This window comes from Escherichia sp. MR, from assembly GCF_005280595.1.
Lineage (GTDB): Bacteria > Pseudomonadota > Gammaproteobacteria > Enterobacterales > Enterobacteriaceae > Escherichia > Escherichia ruysiae.
The window spans coordinates 89536-108446 of sequence record NZ_SZVK01000012.1; the positions used below are offsets into that span (position 1 = coordinate 89536).

Here is an 18911-nt window from a genome sequence, read left to right on the forward strand (position 1 = left end):
AATAAAGGCTTAAACGCTGTTCCACAGGAAAGTCCATGGCTGTTATTCAAGACATTATCGCTGCGCTCTGGCAACACGACTTTGCCGCGCTGGCGGATCCTCATATTGTTAGCGTTGTTTACTTTGTCATGTTTGCCACGCTGTTTTTAGAAAACGGTCTGCTGCCCGCTTCATTTTTGCCAGGCGACAGCTTGTTGATACTGGCTGGCGCACTGATTGCCCAGGGGGTGATGGATTTTCTGCCAACAATCGTGATTCTGACTGCCGCAGCCAGCCTGGGCTGCTGGCTAAGCTATATTCAGGGGCGTTGGCTAGGTAATACCAAAACGGTGAAAGGCTGGCTGGCACAGCTTCCGGCCAAATATCATCAGCGCGCCACCTGTATGTTTGACCGCCACGGTTTGCTGGCTTTGCTGGCTGGACGTTTTCTTGCATTTGTCCGCACGCTGCTACCAACCATGGCGGGAATTTCCGGGTTGCCAAACCGCCGCTTCCAGTTTTTCAACTGGTTAAGTGGATTGCTATGGGTCAGCGTGGTGACCAGTTTCGGCTATGCCTTAAGCATGATCCCGTTCGTTAAGCGCCATGAAGATCAGGTGATGACGTTCCTGATGATCCTGCCGATTGCCCTGTTAACCGCAGGCCTGTTAGGCACGCTGTTTGTGGTGATTAAAAAGAAATACGGTAACGCCTGACGTTTTTCTCCGTTCCCGGCGACTTGTCCGGGAACACATTTAACTCCCTTGCATCGCCCGCATTCTTGCCGCATCTTCCCCCGGCGTCACACCGAAGTAGCGTTTAAACTCACGGCTAAATTGCGACGCACTTTCGTAGCCAACGCGCATCGCCGCCGCGCTGGCCTTCATTCCATCATGGATTATCATCATCCGTGCCTTATGCAGTCGGTAGTTCTTCAAATACTGCAACGGCGAGGTGCTGGTGACAGACTTAAAATTATGGTGGAACGCCGAAACGCTCATGTTGGCTTCTGCCGCCAGTTGCTCGACGCTCAGGTTTTCAGTGTATTTATTCTCAATCCGTTTCAACACGCGGCTAATCAGGCTGAAATGAGTCTGCCGACTGACCAGCGCCAGTAACGCACCGCCGCAAGGTCCGGTCAGCACGTAGTAAAGAATTTCGCGAATGATCTGTTTACCGAGAATGCGCGCATCCAGCGGTCGCTCCATCACATCCAGTAACCGCTCCGCCGCGCATAAAATCTCTTCTGACAACGTAGCGGAGTTTATACCACTGGCAGCCATCGACGGCTGGAAATGCTCATCCTCACCAATGTCCATCAACAGTTCCTGTAACTGCAAAATATCAACATTGAGACGTAAACCCGCTAATGGCACTTCCGGCGTGGCATAGGTTTCGCACTCAAACGGTAACGGCACCGTCAGCAGCAGATATTCATTGGCATCATAACGAAACACGCGCTCATTGATATAGCCGATTTTATGCCCGGAAAAGAGAATTATGATGCCAGGCTCATACATCACCGGCGTACGTGCGCCGGGGTTCTCGCCATACAATAAGCGCACATCGGGCAGCAATTCAGACAAACTATTTTCTTTATTTTTCAGATTATTAATTTTGTCCGTCAGCAGGCGGCAAATCTCTTCACGTTTCATATCGCGTAATTTCTTAAGAATAATGCGTCAATTTGATTGTGCGCAATTTTGTACTATTTCTCCAGTGCTCTGGAGAAATAGGCAAGACATTGGCAGAAATGAGCATTGAGAGCAGCGACGCTGGCGACCACAATGAAAAACATCAGGCAGACCGATCTCTGCCCTCATATTGGCCCAGCAAAGGGAGCACGTAATGAACAACTTTAATCTGCACACCCCAACCCGTATTCTGTTTGGTAAAGGCGCTATCGCTGGTTTACGCGAACAAATTCCTCACGATGCTCGCGTATTGATTACCTACGGCGGCGGCAGCGTGAAAAAAACAGGCGTTCTGGATCAAGTTCTGGATGCGCTGAAAGGTATGGACGTGCTGGAGTTTGGCGGTATTGAACCAAACCCGGCTTATGAAACGCTGATGAACGCCGTGAAACTGGTTCGCGAACAGAAAGTGACTTTCCTGCTGGCGGTTGGCGGCGGTTCCGTACTGGACGGCACCAAATTTATCGCCGCAGCGGCAAATTATCCTGAGAACATCGATCCGTGGCACATTCTGCAAACGGGCGGTAAAGAGATTAAAAGCGCCATCCCGATGGGCTGTGTGCTGACGCTGCCAGCGACCGGTTCAGAATCCAACGCAGGTGCGGTTATCTCCCGTAAAACCACCGGCGACAAGCAGGCGTTCCATTCTGCCCACGTTCAACCTGTATTTGCCGTGCTCGATCCGGTTTATACCTACACCCTGCCGCCGCGCCAGGTGGCTAATGGCGTAGTGGATGCCTTTGTACACACCGTGGAACAGTATGTTACCAAACCGGTTGATGCAAAAATTCAGGATCGCTTCGCAGAAGGCATTTTGCTGACGCTTCTCGAAGATGGTCCGAAAGCCCTGAAAGAGCCAGAAAACTACGATGTGCGCGCCAACGTCATGTGGGCTGCGACTCAGGCGTTGAACGGTTTGATCGGCGCCGGCGTACCGCAGGACTGGGCAACACATATGCTGGGACACGAACTGACTGCGATGCACGGTCTGGATCACGCGCAAACGCTGGCTATTGTCCTGCCTGCTCTGTGGAATGAAAAACGCGACACCAAGCGCGCGAAACTGCTGCAATATGCTGAACGCGTCTGGAACATCACTGAAGGTTCCGACGATGAGCGTATTGACGCTGCAATTGCCGCTACCCGCAACTTCTTCGAGCAATTGGGCGTGCCGACCCGCCTGTCCGACTACGGTCTGGACGGCAGCTCCATCCCGGCATTGCTGAAGAAACTGGAAGAACACGGCATGACCCAACTGGGCGAAAATCATGACATTACGCTGGATGTCAGCCGCCGCATTTACGAAGCTGCTCGTTAAGCTTTTTCCTCCTCAAACTTTCGTTTTTGGGTATTTCGTCCAGACTTAAGTTCACACCAACTCACCGGAGCAGGCTCCGGTGAGTTCATATAAAAGGAGGAACGTATGGCTAATCCAACCGTTATTAAGCTACAGGATGGCAATGTCATGCCCCAGCTGGGACTGGGCGTCTGGCAAGCAAGTAATGAGGAAGTTATCACCGCTATTCAAAAAGCCCTGGAAGTGGGTTATCGCTCAATTGATACCGCTGCTGCCTATAAAAACGAAGAAGGTGTCGGCAAGGCGCTGAAAAATGCCGCACTTGCCAGAGAAGAGTTGTTCATTACAACCAAGCTGTGGAACGACGACCACAAACACCCCCGCGAAGCACTGCTCGACAGCCTGAAAAAACTCCAGCTTGATTATATAGACCTTTACTTAATGCACTGGCCCGTTCCCGCTATCGATCACTATGTCGAGGCGTGGAAAGGAATGATCGAGCTGCAAAAAGAGGGATTAATCAAAAGCATTGGCGTCTGTAACTTCCAGATCCACCACCTGCAACGTCTGATCGACGAAACTGGCGTGACGCCTGTTATTAATCAAATCGAACTTCACCCGCTGATGCAGCAACGCCAGCTTCATGCCTGGAATGCCACGCACAAAATCCAGACCGAATCCTGGAGTCCATTAGCGCAAGGTGGGAAAGGCGTTTTCGATCAGAAAGTCATTCGCGACCTGGCGGATAAATACGGCAAAACACCGGCACAAATTGTTATCCGCTGGCATCTGGATAACGGTCTGGTGGTGATCCCGAAATCGGTCACGCCTTCACGCATTGCCGAAAACTTTGATGTCTGGGATTTCCGTCTCGACAAAGACGAACTTGGTGAAATCGCAAAACTCGATCAGGGTAAACGTCTCGGTCCCGATCCCGACCAGTTCGGCGGCTAACGGGCAAATTCTCCCGGTAGCGGTAATGTTCCGCTACCGGACTTTTCAGAAATCATTTATTCCCCTCACCTCCCGCCCGTTGTTACTCTCCCCTGCTCAGAAATGCCAAATTTAAGGACATCATCATGCAGAGCTGGGAGCTCTTTAATCAACAAAGCATCTACAATATGGATAAACACGACGGTGAGGTCAAAAACAGATGAAAATAATACTTCTGTTTTTGGCGTTTTTTGCAAGCTTCACTACTCAAGCCCAATCATCCTCGCTGACTGTAGAACAGACAGTTCGCCAGATTTATCAAAACTATAAATCTGATGCCAGCGCGCCTTATTTTGGTGAGACAGGAGAGCAGGCGATAACGTCTGCACGCATACAAAAGGCACTTACCCTGAATGATAATCTCACGCTGCCGGGCAATATTGGCTGGCTGGATTATGATCCGATTTGTGATTGTCAGGATTTTGGCGATCTGGTGTTAGAAAGCGTAGTGGTTACTCAAACGGATATCGTTCAAGCGGATGCCGTTGTGCGTTTCCGTACCTTTGACGACGATAAAGAAAAGACCACGCAAACGCTGAAAATGGTGGCAGAAAATGGTCGTTGGGTCATTGATGATGTCATCAGCAACCATGGTAGCGTCTGGCAGGCAGTTAATAGCGAGAATGAAAAAATCCTGGCAACACTGGCTTCATTACAAAAAGAAGAGCCTGAAGCCTTTGTCGCTGAACTGTTTAAACATATTGCCGATTATAGTTGGCCCTGGACATGGGTTGTTTCCGACACCTATCGCCAGGCAGTCAATGAGTTTTATAAAACCACCTTCAATAAAAACGGCAATTTCGATCAAGAGATGCAAATAGAACGGCAATTTATTTACGACAACCCGATTTGTTTTGGTGAAGAGTCGCTATTTGCTCGTGTTGATGAAATTCGTGTCCAGGAAAAAACCGCCGATTCCGCCCGTATTCATGTTCGTATTGCGCTGAACAATGGTAACAGTGAAGAGCAGGATTTAGTTTTACATCGGCGCGAAGGAAAGTGGGAAATTGCCGATTTTATCCGTCCAGGCAGCGGTAGCTTGCTTAAACAGATTGAAACGAAAACCGCCACCAGATTAACGCAATGAACTGAATAAAATAAAAATTAGTCGGAACAATAAATAAAAGGGAGCACGATATGAAAACGATTTTCACCGTGGGAGCTGTTGTTCTGGTAACCGGCTTATTAAGTGGTTGCGTCAATGAGCAAAAGGTCAATCAACTGGCAGGTAATGTACAAACATTAAATGCCAAAATCGCCCGGCTAGAGCAGGATATAAAAGCATTACGCCCGCAAATTTACGCCGCCAAATCCGAAGCTAACAGAGCCAATACACGCCTTGATGCGCAGGACTATTTTGATTGCCTGCGCTGCTTGCGTATGTATACGGAGTGATAAAAATATCCCCGGTAGCATTCAGTTACCGGGGATGTTTTTTTAACGTCCAGTCGCCGCTTTAGGACGTTTCTTCGCACCGGCATTCATCGGGCGAGGTTGCGCAGACGGCGCTTTCTTTGCTCCGGCAGGCGTCTGGCGCTGGGTCGCCATCGGCGTATGTTTGGTCAACGCCGGACGGGTATTACGGTTCTGACGGCGAGCTTCGCGCATCTCTTCAATGGTTGGCGCAGGCACTAAGCAATCGCGACGACTGCCAATCAGATGCTTTTTACCCATCGCTTCCAGCGCCTGGCGGATTAACGGCCAGTTTGCCGGATCGTGGTAACGCAACAACGCTTTATGCAGACGACGCTGTTTGTCACCCTTCGGCACGAAAACGTCTTCGCTCTTATAACCAATCTTCGCCAGCGGATTTTTGCCGGTGTAATACATGGTGGTTGAGTTAGCCAACGGCGACGGATAGAAGTTCTGTACCTGGTCGAGACGGAAGCGATGTTTCTTCAGCCACAGCGCCAGATTCACCATATCTTCATCGCGTGTACCGGGGTGCGCGGAGATGAAATATGGGATCAGATACTGCTCTTTACCTGCCTGTTTCGAGTAGGTGTCGAACAGCTCTTTAAAGCGGTCATAGCTGCCCATGCCCGGCTTCATCATCTTCGACAACGGCCCTTCTTCGGTATGTTCCGGGGCTATCTTCAGATAACCACCAACGTGATGGGTTGCCAGCTCTTTGATATAGCGCGGATCTTCCACGGCGATGTCATAACGCACGCCGGAGGCAATCAGGATCTTTTTAATGCCTTTCAGATCGCGCGCGCGGCGATAGAGATTGATCGTCGGTTCGTGGTTAGTGTCCATATGCGGACAAATATCCGGGTAAACGCACGATAAACGACGGCAGGTTTGCTCGGCGCGTGGCGATTTGCAGCGCAACATATACATGTTGGCAGTTGGCCCGCCGAGATCGGAAATCACGCCCGTAAATCCAGGAACGGTGTCGCGGATCGCTTCAATCTCATTGATGATCGAATCTTCCGAACGGCTCTGAATAATGCGCCCTTCATGCTCGGTAATAGAACAGAAAGAGCAGCCGCCAAAGCAGCCACGCATAATATTGACTGAGAAACGGATCATTTCGTAAGCCGGAATACGGGCATTACCGTAAGCCGGATGCGGCACGCGCTTGTACGGCAGCGCAAAGACGCTGTCCATCTCTTCGGTAGAAAGCGGAATAGCAGGCGGGTTGATCCACACATAGCGGTCGCCATGTTTTTGCATCAATGCGCGAGCGCAGCCTGGGTTGGTTTCGTGGTGCAAAATACGCGAAGCATGAGCGTACAGCACTTTATCGCCCTTCACTTTCTCGAAAGAAGGGAGCAACACGTAGGTTTTTTCCCACGGCTTCGGACGCGGCGGCTGCACGGTTACGGCTTTGGCTTCTTGTTTTTTCGGAGCCACCGGTTTGTTATCCGCACACGGCAAATCTTCGCCATACGGATGCGGAATCGGGTCAATTTTCCCCGGTGTATCAAGGCGAGTAGAATCCACGCCGCTCCAGCCAGGCAGCGCCTCTTTCACGATAATCGCGGTATTACGTACATCGCGGATTTCGCTAATCGGCTCGCCCATCGCCAGACGGTGTGCCACTTCCACCAGCGGACGCTCACCGTTACCGAACATCAGCATGTCGGCTTTCGAATCCACCAGCACGGAACGGCGCACGGTATCAGACCAGTAATCATAATGCGCGGTACGGCGCAGGCTGGCTTCAATACCGCCGAGGATCACCGGCACATCTTTCCACGCCTCTTTACAACGCTGGGTATAAACCAGTGTGGCGCGATCCGGTCGCTTACCCGCGACGTTATCCGGCGTGTAGGCATCGTCATGACGTAAACGGCGATCGGCGGTATAGCGGTTGATCATCGAGTCCATATTGCCTGCGGTCACGCCGAAAAACAGATTCGGTTTACCCAGACGCATAAAGTCGTCTTTGCTGCTCCAGTCCGGTTGGGCGATGATCCCGACACGAAAGCCCTGCGCTTCCAGCATACGACCGCAAATCGCCATCCCAAAGCTTGGGTGATCGACATACGCGTCGCCAGTAACCAAAATGATGTCGCAGCTATCCCAGCCAAGTTGATCCATCTCTTCACGAGACATCGGCAAAAACGGTGCCGGTCCAAAACAGGCGGCCCAGTACTGCGGCCAGGAGAACAGGTCGCGATCCGGTTGGATCAGGGAGATAGAGCTCATTTTGCTTCCAGAAATGATAAAAAAATAATCAAAGGCCGGGGATTATAAGCCGGAACGAAAGAGAAATCGAAAGGTATTCCATACTTGCCCTCCCAGGGCGAGTATGAAGATTACGGTACTGGATTGACCAGCAACTGCCCAATAGAGCCGCGATCCGCCATTTCCAGTGTCTGGCTACCAAAGTAAAACGGGAAATGCGCCCAGGAAGGCTGGCCGTAATAAACAAGCAGTTCCACTTGTCCATCAACCCAGACGGTATCTTTCCAGCCTCTGTCTTCCGGGAATGGCATTGCGCCGTTAACGTTACGGATCTGGAACATCACACCTTCAATATGGAATGATTGCGGTTCATCCGCGCGTACCGTCCAGCGTTCCCACGTTCCCTGCTGGGCAGCAACGTCAATGCGGTTAACGTCCCATAGCTGCCCGTTAATGCCAGGATCATCACCCAGGCTTATATCACGGCTGCGAATCGGCGAACCAGCCATTATTTCGGTCGGCAGCAGGCGCATCGGCAGGCTGTCAGTCACCAGCGGCAGAAGGCCGGTCGGGCGCAGCGTTAGCACCAGCGTGGAAACCAGAATGCTGGACGGCTCAAAGAAGCCGCGAATACGATCAACAATGCTCGCCGCTTCGCCACAGGTGATCGACACTTCATCACCGTTGCTCATATCCACCAGTATTTCGCGGCGTTCACCCGGTGCCAGCGAAAGCTGCTTCACCGATACAGGAGCAGGCAGGAATCCCTGATCGCCAGAAATCACGTGTAACGGGCGACCATCGCTCATCTGTAGTTGATAGCGACGGGAGTTCGATGCGTTCAGCAGACGCAGGCGCACCCAACCGCGCGAAACTTCAACGTACGGGCTTTGTACACCGTTGACCAGCAGCGTATCGCCAACAAAGCCGCCGCTTCCCGGTTCGTTGTATTCTGGCGTACCAAAGTTATCCAGCCGTTTATCCTGGATAATGACCGGAAAATCATCCACACCATAATGGTTAGGAATGGGCAGCGACTTGCTGACTTCATCTTCCACCAGCCACATCCCGGCAAGGCCGTTATAGACCTGCTGCGCCGTGCGGTTGGGGGTATTGGCGTGATACCACAAAGTCGCAGCATTCTGGCGAATTGGCAGCACAGGCGCCCAGTCAGCGTTTGGCGACATCATGCGTGCCGGGCCGCCCATCAGTGGGCCTGGCACTTGTAATCCAGCCACTGTCATTGAGACGTTTTCTGTCAGTCGGTTGCTGTAAATCAGCTTAACATCGTCGCCCTTCCAGACGCGGATAGTCGGCCCAAGGTAGCGACCATTGATACCCCAAACCGACGCGCGCGTTCCTGGCGTAAATGACCAGTGCGCGCGCTGTACTGTCATAAATAACGGTTGCCCACGGCGAGATTCAAGCAGCGGCGGAACGGGCAGTGGTTGCTGTTGACCGGCTGCGCTTGCCTTCAGGGGGACAGCACCTGCACACAGTGCAATCCCCGATGCCTGAATGAACTGACGCCGACTGAGTGACATATTTGCTCCATGTAAAACTGGCTAAAGTAATACCGTGCAGGAAAACATCCCCGCAAAAAACAGATTGCCGACTTAAACTTTTCCGGCGGCTTCGCGCTCTGCGACTTCTTTATCGAGCTCGGCGATTTTTTGTTCCATTATCGAACGACAATGAGCAGCCAGCTCGCGAACCTGATCTTTACCATATTGACTGATGTCAATCGGCGGCAGCATTTCTACGATCACTAAACCATTATTCAGTCGATTAAGATTAATCTTATTCGAAGTCGTGGAAACACACACGGGAATAATCGGGACGCCTGCCGCAATTGCCGCATGGAATGCCCCTGTTTTAAACGGCAGCAGGCCGCGACCACGGCTACGCGTTCCTTCCGGGAACATCCAGATGGAAATACGGCGCTTTTTGAAGTGGTTCACGACTTCCGCGATGGTGCCATGCGCCTTAGTACGGTTGTTTCTGTCGATCAATAAGTTGCCGGTTAACCAGTACAACTGCCCAAAGAAGGGGATCCACAGCAAACTCTTTTTACCCACTGTGACCGTCGGTGGCTGCACGATGTTCGATGCTGTCACCATGTCATAGTTGTTCTGGTGGTTAGCAATATAGATAGCATTACCATAGCTTTCAGCATCAGCAGGTTTGCGGCACTCAACTTTCAGCCCATATAGCGGCGCAAGGCGCCCAAACATATGCCCGAAGGTGGCTACATGCTTTGGATTTCGCGGGCTGAAAAGGCAGTAAATGGAGCCGAAAACACAGACTAAGATGCTGTAAATAACGGTAATAATAAGACGAAAGATATATAGCATAACACCCTCTGAAGATCTGAGAGACTGGCATTGTACGTCACCTGAAATCAGGTTAGGGCATTGTTAAAAGCCGCTCTCTGGAAAAGCGTATTGTTAATCGCAACGCATGAATAAACAACGGTTTCAAGGGAATTTTTATCGTTTCCGGGGGTTGAATACGCTGCCGGATGACGACTTAACGTTTCATCCGGCATTCCTTGCAAACGGGAGAAAGCCCCCCTCCGGCATATTACTCTTCGCTATCGCCGCTGCTGGCGCGGTGAGGGGAGTCAATCTCGACACGGTCGATACGCTGTAAACCGCGCATCAAGGTGCCACGGCGACCACGCTCACCAGTCACTTTCAGCAACTCTTCCGGGCGCAGTTTAATTTTGCGTTTCCCGACATGAATAGTCAGAGTGCTCTGCGGCGGCAGTACATACAGGTGTGCCAGACCATCCTCGCCTCGCGCGGCTTCTGCCGACGGGATGTTGATGATCTTGTTGCCTTTACCCTTCGACAGTTGCGGAAGCTCGCTTACCGGGAACATCAACATGCGTCCTGCCAGGGTGATAGCCAGTAGCATATCAGAAGCATCTTCAATCACTACTGGCGGCATAACATGCGCATTTTCAGGTAAGGTAATCAACGCTTTACCAGCACGGTTACGGGCAACAAGATCGTTAAAGGTGCAGACGAATCCGTAGCCAGCATCGGAAGCCATCAACAGTTTCTTATCGTCGCTTTCCATTAGCATGTGATCAACTGTGGCACCTGGCGGTAACGTCAGTTTACCGGTGAGTGGTTCGCCCTGACCACGCGCCGACGGCAGCGTAATCGGGTCGATGGCGTAGCTACGGCCGGTAGAATCAACAAATACCACCGGTTGGTTGCTCTTGCCTTTCACCGCCGCTTTGAAGCTATCGCCCGCTTTATAGTTCAGGCCTGGTGCGTCGATGTCATGGCCTTTGGCGCTGCGTACCCAGCCCATCTGTGACAGCACAATGGTAACGGGTTCAGACGGCAGCATGTCGTGCTCGCTCATCGCTTTCGCTTCTTCACGTTCCTGCAACGGCGAACGGCGATCGTCGCCGTAGGCCTGTGCGTCGGCCTGTAGCTCTTTCTTCAGCAGGTTATTCATCTTGCGCTCGGAAGCCAGAATGCTCTGCAACTGGTCACGCTCTTTTTCCAGTTCGTTCTGCTCACCGCGAATCTTCATCTCTTCCAGTTTGGCGAGATGACGCAGTTTCAGTTCGAGGATCGCTTCCGCCTGGGTTTCCGTAATGCCAAAACGCGACATCAGTGCCGGTTTCGGTTCATCTTCATTACGAATGATCTCAATCACTTCGTCGATATTGAGAAACGCCACCAGCAAACCTTCAAGAATATGCAGGCGCTTGAGGACTTTCTCCAGACGATAATTGAGACGGCGGCGCACGGTATCGCGACGGAACACCAGCCATTCGGAGAGGATTTCCAGCAGGTTTTTCACCGCCGGACGCCCATCCAGACCAATCATATTGAGGTTAATACGATAGCTCTTTTCCAGATCGGTCGTGGCAAACAGATGATTCATCACCTGATCCATATCCACACGATTAGAACGCGGCACAATCACCAGACGGGTCGGATTCTCGTGGTCAGATTCATCGCGCAGATCGTCAACCATCGGCAGCTTTTTGTTGCGCATTTGCGCAGCAATTTGCTCCAGTACGCGAGCGCCAGAAACCTGATGCGGTAAGGCGCTGATCACTACCGCGCCATCTTCTTTCTTCCACACCGCGCGCATACGCACAGAACCACGACCGTTCTCGTAAATTTTACGGATTTCGGCGCGGGAGGTGATGATTTCCGCTTCAGTCGGGTAGTCTGGGCCCTGCACGATATCCAGCAACTGGTCGAGCGTGGTTTTCGGCTGGTCGATTAACGCGATTGCCGCCTGTGCGACTTCACGCAGGTTATGTGGCGGAATGTCCGTCGCCATCCCGACAGCAATACCGGTGGTGCCGTTAAGCAAAATATTCGGCAGGCGGGCAGGCAGCATTTTCGGCTCCTGCAACGTGCCGTCGAAGTTTGGCACCCAGTCCGCCGTCCCTTGCCCCAGCTCACTCAGTAACAGCTCAGAATATTTCGACAGGCGGGATTCGGTATAACGCATTGCCGCGAAAGATTTCGGATCGTCCGGTGCCCCCCAGTTTCCCTGCCCATCAACCAGCGGATAACGGTAAGAAAACGGCTGAGCCATTAGTACCATCGCTTCATAGCAGGCGCTGTCACCGTGCGGATGGTATTTACCCAGTACGTCACCCACAGTACGGGCCGATTTTTTAAATTTGGCGGTAGCATTCAGACCCAGTTCTGACATCGCATACACAATGCGGCGCTGAACAGGTTTCAGACCATCACCAATAAACGGCAACGCACGATCCATGATGACGTACATGGAGTAGTTTAAGTAGGCGTTTTCCGTAAATTCATGTAGCGCAAGGCGCTCTGCCATATCGCTCATTAATTCTGATTCCTCAACTTATTCGCCAGCCTTCAAAGGGGCAATATTGCCGGAGATACTACATTATCTGTCGCGTCGAGTCACAGGAGATCAGTGTGAATAGTGCCGCCGGACGTGCTCCGACGGCGATAAAGGCATCAATGTGCCTTGATATACAACTCTTTGCTGTAGACATAATCCTGGGGATTATGCAGCGGGAAACCGCCAACGTAGGGTTTAAGCAGTTTGATTAGCGGTTGATAGTAGATGGGGATGAGCGGTGCCTGCTGGTTGATGATCTCTTCTGCCTGCTGATACAACGCATTACGCTTTGTCGCGTCAGTGGTCTGAGCGGCCTGGTTTAGTAACGCGTCATACTTTGCGTTTTTCCAGTGACCGACGTTCTCTTCACTATCGCTTTTAAGCGTGTTCAGGAAGCTGGATGCATCATTATATGTCGCATCCCACGACTGCCGCGACAACATGAAATCACCACTACGCCGGGCATCGAGATACGTTTTCCACTCCATCATTCGCAGCGTCACCTGTGCGCCAAGCCATTTTTTCCATTCGGAAGACAAGGCTATCGCCGTTTTTTCATGCAGATCGTACTTGTTGTAGAACAGTTCAAAGCGTAGCGGATGAGAGGCGTCGTATCCCGCCTGTTTCAGCAAGGCTTTTGCCATCGCAACGCGCTCACCCATTGGCTTTTGCAGTTCCTCAAACGTTGGCGCACGAAACCCTTCTACCTCTGCCGGCGTCAATGTTGTTGCTGGCGTTCGTAGCCCAAGTATCTTTTGCGCGATTAGCGGCCTGTCAACCGTAAGATACAATGCCCGCCGCACACGGGCATCATCAAACGGCGGTTTCCGGGTGTTGAAGTTGTAATATTCGCTGTTCAGGCGAGGGATTATCCGCAGCTCGCCAGGCAGTGATTTTTCGATTGCAGGAATTTGCTGCGCCGGAACCCAGGTGAGATCAACCTCTCCCGCGCGATAGCGGTTATAACCGGTGACCGAATTATCCAGCGCCAGATACTCAACCTGCAGTAAGACAGTATGCTCGGCATCGCGGTATTCCGGATTTTTTCGGGCTGTAATCTTTTCGTTAACTACCCATTTATCAAGCACAAAAGCACCGTTGTAAACCATATGTTCTGGCTTACTCCAGCTATCGCCATACTTCGCAATCACATGATGCGGAACCGGAAACAACGTCGGCCAGGCGAGCATGGTCGTGAACCAGGGAACGGGCTGCTCAAGCGTGACTTCAAGAGTGCGGTCATCGGTAGCCTTCACACCCAGCGATGCAACATCCGCTTTGCCTGTCACAATAGCCGCTGCATTTTTAATATGCGCCTGCGCCAGATAGCCGGCAAAAGGGCTTGCCGTTTTGGGGTCAACCGCGCGCTGCCAGCCGAGGACAAAATCCTGTGCCGTTAAGGGCTGACCATCAGACCACTGTAAGCCGTGACGTAAATGGAAAACATAGCGTTTGCCGCTATCTGCCACCTCCCATGATTCGGCCTGAGCGGGTTGCACTTTGCCTTCACTGTCTATCCATACCAGACCTTCAAACAGATCCAGCACAATCTGCGCAGCAGTATTCTCCTCAACCTTTTGCGGGTCGAGCGTACCGGGGTCGCTATGATTGTTGTAACGAAAGACTTGCTGTGGGGCGAGCGGTGTGTTGGCGGGAATGTCAGCAGCATAGAGAGGAGCCGCACTTACCAGGCTGACCAGCCATAATAAATTTCGCGTATACATGGTATTCCTTACCGAAGAAATTATAAGCCCGACAACAATACGCCTGTGACATTGTTAGCTCAAACTTATCGCGAGTGATTTGGCTCACACTCCGGTAAAGATTCCCCCATCACGCCAACGGCACATAGACATCCGTTTCCAGCCGCTGCTCTGACATCCCTTCAGCCAGATTAGTGTAGTGAAACAGTATCGGCGCTTTACGTATTTTCTCGCCGCTTTCAGGCAGCCACTGACGAATGATGCCCCATACCGTGCGCGAAATATCGTCCAGTTCGCCAACGTGACGAGCCACGGCATAACGTCCTCCACCAAGCTCACTATTACTCACGCCATAACGATTCTCCGGAATCGCTTCGCTAACGCTGCCGCAGATATCAAAGCGAAACGCTTCCGGCGCGGTGCTTGTAGGATCATCCCAGGCGACGCCAAATGTCTGGCTTTGGTTAACAGGAGAAAGCCCCGTCTCTTTGCGCCACATGATAAATTTCGCCACGCTATAGTTGAGCAACTCAGGGCTACAGCGATGCGGCAACAAAGCCACGCGGGTTGAAGGGAAATTGATGATGTTCACGTCCAGTGTCAGGTTTGTCATTTTGCCTCCCTGCGAAATTATTCCCGGGAACGCGTCCCGGGAGCGGTAACAATTACGGATTCACTTTACGAATCTGTTTAACGTCGATCTCAACAGAGTTCCAGTCTTTATCAACCTCCCCCTGAATCTCAACCGTATCTTTCGGAGTCACCGTCACACCGTTCCAGCGTTTGTGGTCGATATCGACATTGATAGTACCGCTGGCATCTTTGAACACGTAGAGATCGTCAGAGATGCGTTCAACGATATTGCCGCGCAGGGTTACCCAGGTATCATCACGCAGGGATTTTGCGTTTTCTACGTTAGTTACACTGCCGTTCGGCCCCTGGAATCCTCCGGTCTGACTTTGTGTTGCCGATGGGCCAGAAAAACCACCCTGCTCTGCTGCCATAACTGGTGCGCTACACAGAGCCATTACTGCAATTACTGCTGCTAATTTTTTCATGTTTGTTACTCCCTTTAATGTCTGTTTTCGAGCATTAAACAAGATACTCCTTAACAACTTCTTAAGAAAAAAAAGAAAATTTAGTACTGTACAGAGCACGTTACAACACGGTTTACTGGCAACGAATACAGCTATCGCAGGGATGAAAAGATGCGAATTTTACTGATAGAAGATGACATGCTGATTGGCGACGGCATCAAAACAGGTCTTAGTAAGATGGGCTTTAGTGTTGACTGGTTTACGGAAGGTCGTCAGGGAAAAGAGGCGCTTTATAGCGCACCTTATGACGCAGTAATCCTTGATCTAACCTTACCAGGAATGGATGGTCGCGATATTTTGCGCGAATGGCGGGATAAAGGTCAGCGTGAACCGGTACTGATCCTGACCGCGCGCGACGCCCTGGCGGAACGCGTAGAAGGTTTGCGTCTGGGCGCCGACGATTATCTGTGTAAACCTTTTGCCTTAATAGAAGTCGCTACCAGGCTGGAAGCACTGATGCGTCGAAGCAACGGGCAAGCCAGCAATGAGTTACATCACGGTAACGTAATGCTCGACCCCGGCAAACGTATTGCCACTCAGGCTGGCGAACCCTTAACGCTGAAGCCAAAAGAATTTGCCCTGCTGGAATTACTGATGCGTAACGCTGGTCGGGTACTGCCGCGCAAATTGATTGAAGAAAAACTGTACACCTGGGACGAAGAGGTCACCAGCAATGCCATCGAAGTGCATGTGCATCATCTGCGACGTAAGCTCGGCAGCGACTTTATTCGCACCGTTCACGGTATTGGCTACACATTAGGTGAGAAATGAAATTTACCCAACGCCTTAGTCTGCGAGTCAGACTGACGCTGATCTTTTTGATTCTGGCCTCGGTGACCTGGCTTGTCTCCAGCTTTGTCGCCTGGAAACAAACAATGGATAATGTCGATGAGTTATTCGATACCCAGTTGATGCTGTTTGCCAAACGGTTAAGTACGCTCGATCTTAACGAAATCAATGCGGCAGATCGTATGGCGCAAACACCGAATAAATTAAAACACGGTCACGTAGATGATGATGCGCTGACCTTTGCAGTCTTTACTCACGACGGCAACATGGTTCTTAACGATGGCGATAATGGAGAAGATATTCCCTACAGCTATCAACGGGAAGGTTTTGCTAATGGGCAACTGGTAGGTGAAGACGATCCCTGGCGTTTTGTCTGGATGACGTCACATGATGGTAAATATCGCATCGTTGTTGGCCAGGAGTGGGAATACCGTGAAGACATGGCACTGGCGATTGTCACTGGACAGCTCATTCCCTGGCTTATCGCGCTGCCTATCATGTTGATCATCATGATGGTACTACTGGGCCGTGAACTCTCGCCACTAAACAAACTGGCGCTGGCGCTACGTATGCGCGATCCTGACTCGGAAAAACCGCTCAACGCTGACGGTGTACCCAACGAAGTGCGTCCGCTGGTTGAGTCTCTGAATCAACTTTTCGACCGTACACATGCGATGATGGTTCGTGAACGACGCTTTACCTCCGATGCCGCTCACGAACTGCGTAGCCCGTTAACGGCGCTGAAAGTACAAACCGAAGTCGCACAGCTTTCCGACGACGATCCGCAGGCACGGAAAAAAGCACTGATACAGTTACATTCCGGGATCGATCGCGCCACCCGCCTTGTTGATCAACTGCTCACACTATCGCGGCTCGACTCGCTGGATAACCTTCAGGACGTCGCGGAGATCCCACTTGAAGATCTCCTGCAATCGTCGGTAATGGATATTTACCACACGGCGCAACAGGCGAAAATTGACTTGCGGCTGACGCTCAATACACAGGGCATCAAACGCACCGGACAACCGCTATTGCTAAGTTTGCTGGTACGAAATCTGCTGGATAACGCCGTGCGCTACAGTCCACAGGGCAGCGTGGTGGACGTCACGCTGAATGCCGATAATTTCATCGTAAGGGATAACGGTCCCGGTGTAACGCCAGAGGCACTGGCGCGAATTGGCGAACGTTTCTATCGCCCACCAGGACAAACCGCCACCGGCAGTGGGCTTGGGCTGTCGATTGTCCAGCGGATCGCCAAATTGCATGGCATGAATGTTGTGTTTGGGAATGCGGAACAAGGTGGATTTGAGGCGAAGGTGAGCTGGTAGTGGTGATATTGTTGCAAAATTCGCAAAAGACTTTGCACATTTTGCTAATTTCACCGTACCGCTCTGTGACGTACTATAGTCGACAAACTTCTCACCTTGAGGATAAAAAATGAGCAATATCCTGATTATCAACGGCGCGAAGAAATTCGCCCACTCCAATGGTCAACTGAACGACACCCTGACCGAAGTCGCGGATGGCACGCTCCGCGACCTCGGGCATGATGTCCGTATCGTTCGCGCCGACAGCGACTACGATGTCAAAGCCGAAGTACAAAACTTTCTCTGGGCTGATGTGGTTATCTGGCAGATGCCTGGCTGGTGGATGGGCGCGCCGTGGACGGTGAAAAAATACATTGATGATGTGTTCACCGAAGGTCACGGTACGCTGTATGCCAGCGATGGTCGTACCCGCAAAGATCCGTCGAAAAAATACGGCTCTGGCGGCCTGGTACAGGGCAAAAAATATATGCTCTCTCTGACCTGGAACGCACCAATGGAAGCCTTCACCGAAAAAGATCAGTTCTTCCACGGCGTCGGCGTTGACGGCGTGTATCTGCCGTTCCATAAAGCAAACCAATTCCTCGGTATGGAACCGCTGCCGACATTTATCGCTAATGACGTGATAAAAATGCCTGATGTTCCCCGCTATACTGAAGAATATCGCAAGCATCTTGTGGAAATTTTTGGTTAACTAGAGCTCTGGCTTTAGAAGGAGTTAACCATGCTTACAGTAATCGCTGAAATCCGTACTCGTCCTGGCCAACATCACCGTCAGGCAGTATTGGATCAGTTTGCTAAAATCGTTCCAATCGTACTGAAGGAAGAAGGTTGCCACGGCTATGCGCCGATGGTGGATTGCGCTGCTGGCGTGAGTTTCCAGTCTATGGCGCCGGACTCTATCGTGATGATTGAGCAGTGGGAAAGCATTGCCCATCTTGAAGCGCATCTGCAAACCCCGCACATGAAAGCATATAGTGAAGCCGTAAAAGGCGACGTGCTGGAGATGAATATTCGTATTCTGCAGCCGGGGCTTTGATGTTCCTGAAAAGAGGCTGGTAATTTTTATCGGCCTGAGACTGATGGCAAACGTAAGATTGCCTGATGCACTACGCTTATCGGGCCTGGCAGAGGATTGCAATATATTGAATTTGCACGATTCTGCAGGCCGGATAAGGTGTTCACGCCGCATCCGGCATGAACAACGCGCGCTTTGTCAACAAGTTAAGGTCAGTATTGCTACCGACTTTTAGTTTCATACTTCCGCCGTCTCTAAACGCGCTTTAATCTGTTCGTAATATTCATTATTAATCAGATAAAAGCGCATGATAAGTCCAGTTATCAGGTTGAGCACCGCTGGAACTATCGTCATTAATAAGCAGATCCCCCACAGCGCCTTCGGTGTTTGCTCAATGCCTGGTTGGTAGCCCATACAGGATAAAGCAATACCTATAAAGCGGCTTTGTTGAATAAATCGAACTTTTGCTGAGTTGAAGGATCAGATCACGTATCTTCCCGACAACGCAGACCGTTCC

At 51.3% G+C, this 18911-nt stretch carries 17 protein-coding genes and 1 pseudogene; 9 read left to right on the plus strand and 9 right to left on the minus strand.

The genetic code is table 11. The features are described from left to right. Positions 1-35 precede the first annotated feature (35 nt). Positions 36-695 carry a DedA family general envelope maintenance protein YghB gene (gene yghB, locus FC814_RS07805; protein ID WP_000268433.1) on the plus strand — a complete coding sequence of 220 codons (660 nt, stop codon included), beginning with the start codon at positions 36-38 and terminating at the stop codon, positions 693-695. Positions 696-734: 39 nt separating this feature from the next. On the opposite strand, the gene yqhC is transcribed toward yghB, so the two are convergent. Beyond that, positions 735-1634: a DNA-binding transcriptional regulator YqhC gene (gene yqhC, locus FC814_RS07810; protein ID WP_000817719.1), complete on the minus strand. Its 900-nt coding sequence runs from the start codon at positions 1632-1634 to the stop codon at positions 735-737. 193 nt (positions 1635-1827) lie between these two features. Between yqhC and yqhD the strand changes: the two genes are divergently transcribed. The 4 genes from yqhD (at position 1828) to yqhH (ending at position 5358) form a co-directional block, all read left to right on the plus strand. Next, a complete protein-coding gene (gene yqhD, locus FC814_RS07815) occupies positions 1828-2991 on the plus strand; it encodes an alcohol dehydrogenase (protein ID WP_001058817.1) in 1164 nt (387 codons plus the stop codon). 105 nt (positions 2992-3096) lie between these two features. Next, positions 3097-3924 (plus strand): 2,5-didehydrogluconate reductase DkgA, encoded by an 828-nt coding sequence (dkgA, locus tag FC814_RS07820; RefSeq protein WP_000013137.1) that lies wholly within the window; start codon positions 3097-3099, stop codon positions 3922-3924. A gap of 199 nt (positions 3925-4123) precedes the next feature. Then, a complete protein-coding gene (locus tag FC814_RS07825; protein WP_137325776.1) occupies positions 4124-5050 on the plus strand; it encodes a YbjP/YqhG family protein in 927 nt (308 codons plus the stop codon). Positions 5051-5100: 50 nt separating this feature from the next. After that, positions 5101-5358, plus strand: coding sequence for a lipoprotein YqhH (gene yqhH / locus FC814_RS07830; protein WP_000848539.1), 258 nt, complete (start codon positions 5101-5103; stop codon positions 5356-5358). 42 nt (positions 5359-5400) lie between these two features. On the opposite strand, the gene FC814_RS07835 is transcribed toward yqhH, so the two are convergent. From FC814_RS07835 to ygiW, 7 genes are all read right to left on the minus strand, one after another. Next, complete coding sequence (locus tag FC814_RS07835; RefSeq protein ID WP_000095183.1) at positions 5401-7620, minus strand: YgiQ family radical SAM protein; 2220 nt, start codon at positions 7618-7620, stop codon at positions 5401-5403. A gap of 110 nt (positions 7621-7730) precedes the next feature. Further along, complete coding sequence (gene ftsP / locus FC814_RS07840) at positions 7731-9143, minus strand: cell division protein FtsP (RefSeq protein ID WP_000059392.1); 1413 nt, start codon at positions 9141-9143, stop codon at positions 7731-7733. A gap of 72 nt (positions 9144-9215) precedes the next feature. Continuing rightward, the gene (plsC, locus tag FC814_RS07845) at positions 9216-9953 is read right to left on the minus strand and encodes a 1-acylglycerol-3-phosphate O-acyltransferase (RefSeq protein WP_000965724.1); all 738 of its coding nucleotides are present in this window, start codon (positions 9951-9953) and stop codon (positions 9216-9218) included. Positions 9954-10182: 229 nt separating this feature from the next. Then, positions 10183-12441, minus strand: a complete 2259-nt coding sequence (parC, locus tag FC814_RS07850) for a DNA topoisomerase IV subunit A (RefSeq protein ID WP_032226284.1) — start codon at positions 12439-12441, stop codon at positions 10183-10185. 137 nt (positions 12442-12578) lie between these two features. Further along, a complete protein-coding gene (locus FC814_RS07855) occupies positions 12579-14186 on the minus strand; it encodes an ABC transporter substrate-binding protein (protein ID WP_137325777.1) in 1608 nt (535 codons plus the stop codon). Between the two features lie 109 nt (positions 14187-14295). Beyond that, complete coding sequence (locus FC814_RS07860; protein ID WP_000183516.1) at positions 14296-14778, minus strand: GyrI-like domain-containing protein; 483 nt, start codon at positions 14776-14778, stop codon at positions 14296-14298. Positions 14779-14830: 52 nt separating this feature from the next. Beyond that, complete coding sequence (gene ygiW, locus FC814_RS07865; RefSeq protein WP_010347824.1) at positions 14831-15223, minus strand: OB fold stress tolerance protein YgiW; 393 nt, start codon at positions 15221-15223, stop codon at positions 14831-14833. A 150-nt stretch (positions 15224-15373) separates the two neighbouring features. Between ygiW and qseB the strand changes: the two genes are divergently transcribed. The 4 genes from qseB (at position 15374) to FC814_RS07885 (ending at position 18415) form a co-directional block, all read left to right on the plus strand. Then, a complete protein-coding gene (gene qseB, locus FC814_RS07870) occupies positions 15374-16033 on the plus strand; it encodes a quorum sensing response regulator transcription factor QseB (protein ID WP_137325778.1) in 660 nt (219 codons plus the stop codon). Then, the gene (gene qseC / locus FC814_RS07875) at positions 16030-17379 is read left to right on the plus strand and encodes a quorum sensing histidine kinase QseC (protein ID WP_085461195.1); all 1350 of its coding nucleotides are present in this window, start codon (positions 16030-16032) and stop codon (positions 17377-17379) included. Before qseB ends, qseC begins: the two co-directional genes overlap by 4 nt. A gap of 109 nt (positions 17380-17488) precedes the next feature. Beyond that, the gene (mdaB, locus tag FC814_RS07880; RefSeq protein ID WP_000065430.1) at positions 17489-18070 is read left to right on the plus strand and encodes an NADPH:quinone oxidoreductase MdaB; all 582 of its coding nucleotides are present in this window, start codon (positions 17489-17491) and stop codon (positions 18068-18070) included. Positions 18071-18100: 30 nt separating this feature from the next. Next, complete coding sequence (locus FC814_RS07885) at positions 18101-18415, plus strand: putative quinol monooxygenase (protein WP_000958592.1); 315 nt, start codon at positions 18101-18103, stop codon at positions 18413-18415. A gap of 216 nt (positions 18416-18631) precedes the next feature. Here FC814_RS07885 and FC814_RS07890 read toward each other — a convergent pair. Next, a pseudogene (locus FC814_RS07890) lies at positions 18632-18832 on the minus strand (MFS transporter); the annotation flags it as partial. Positions 18833-18911 lie beyond the last annotated feature (79 nt).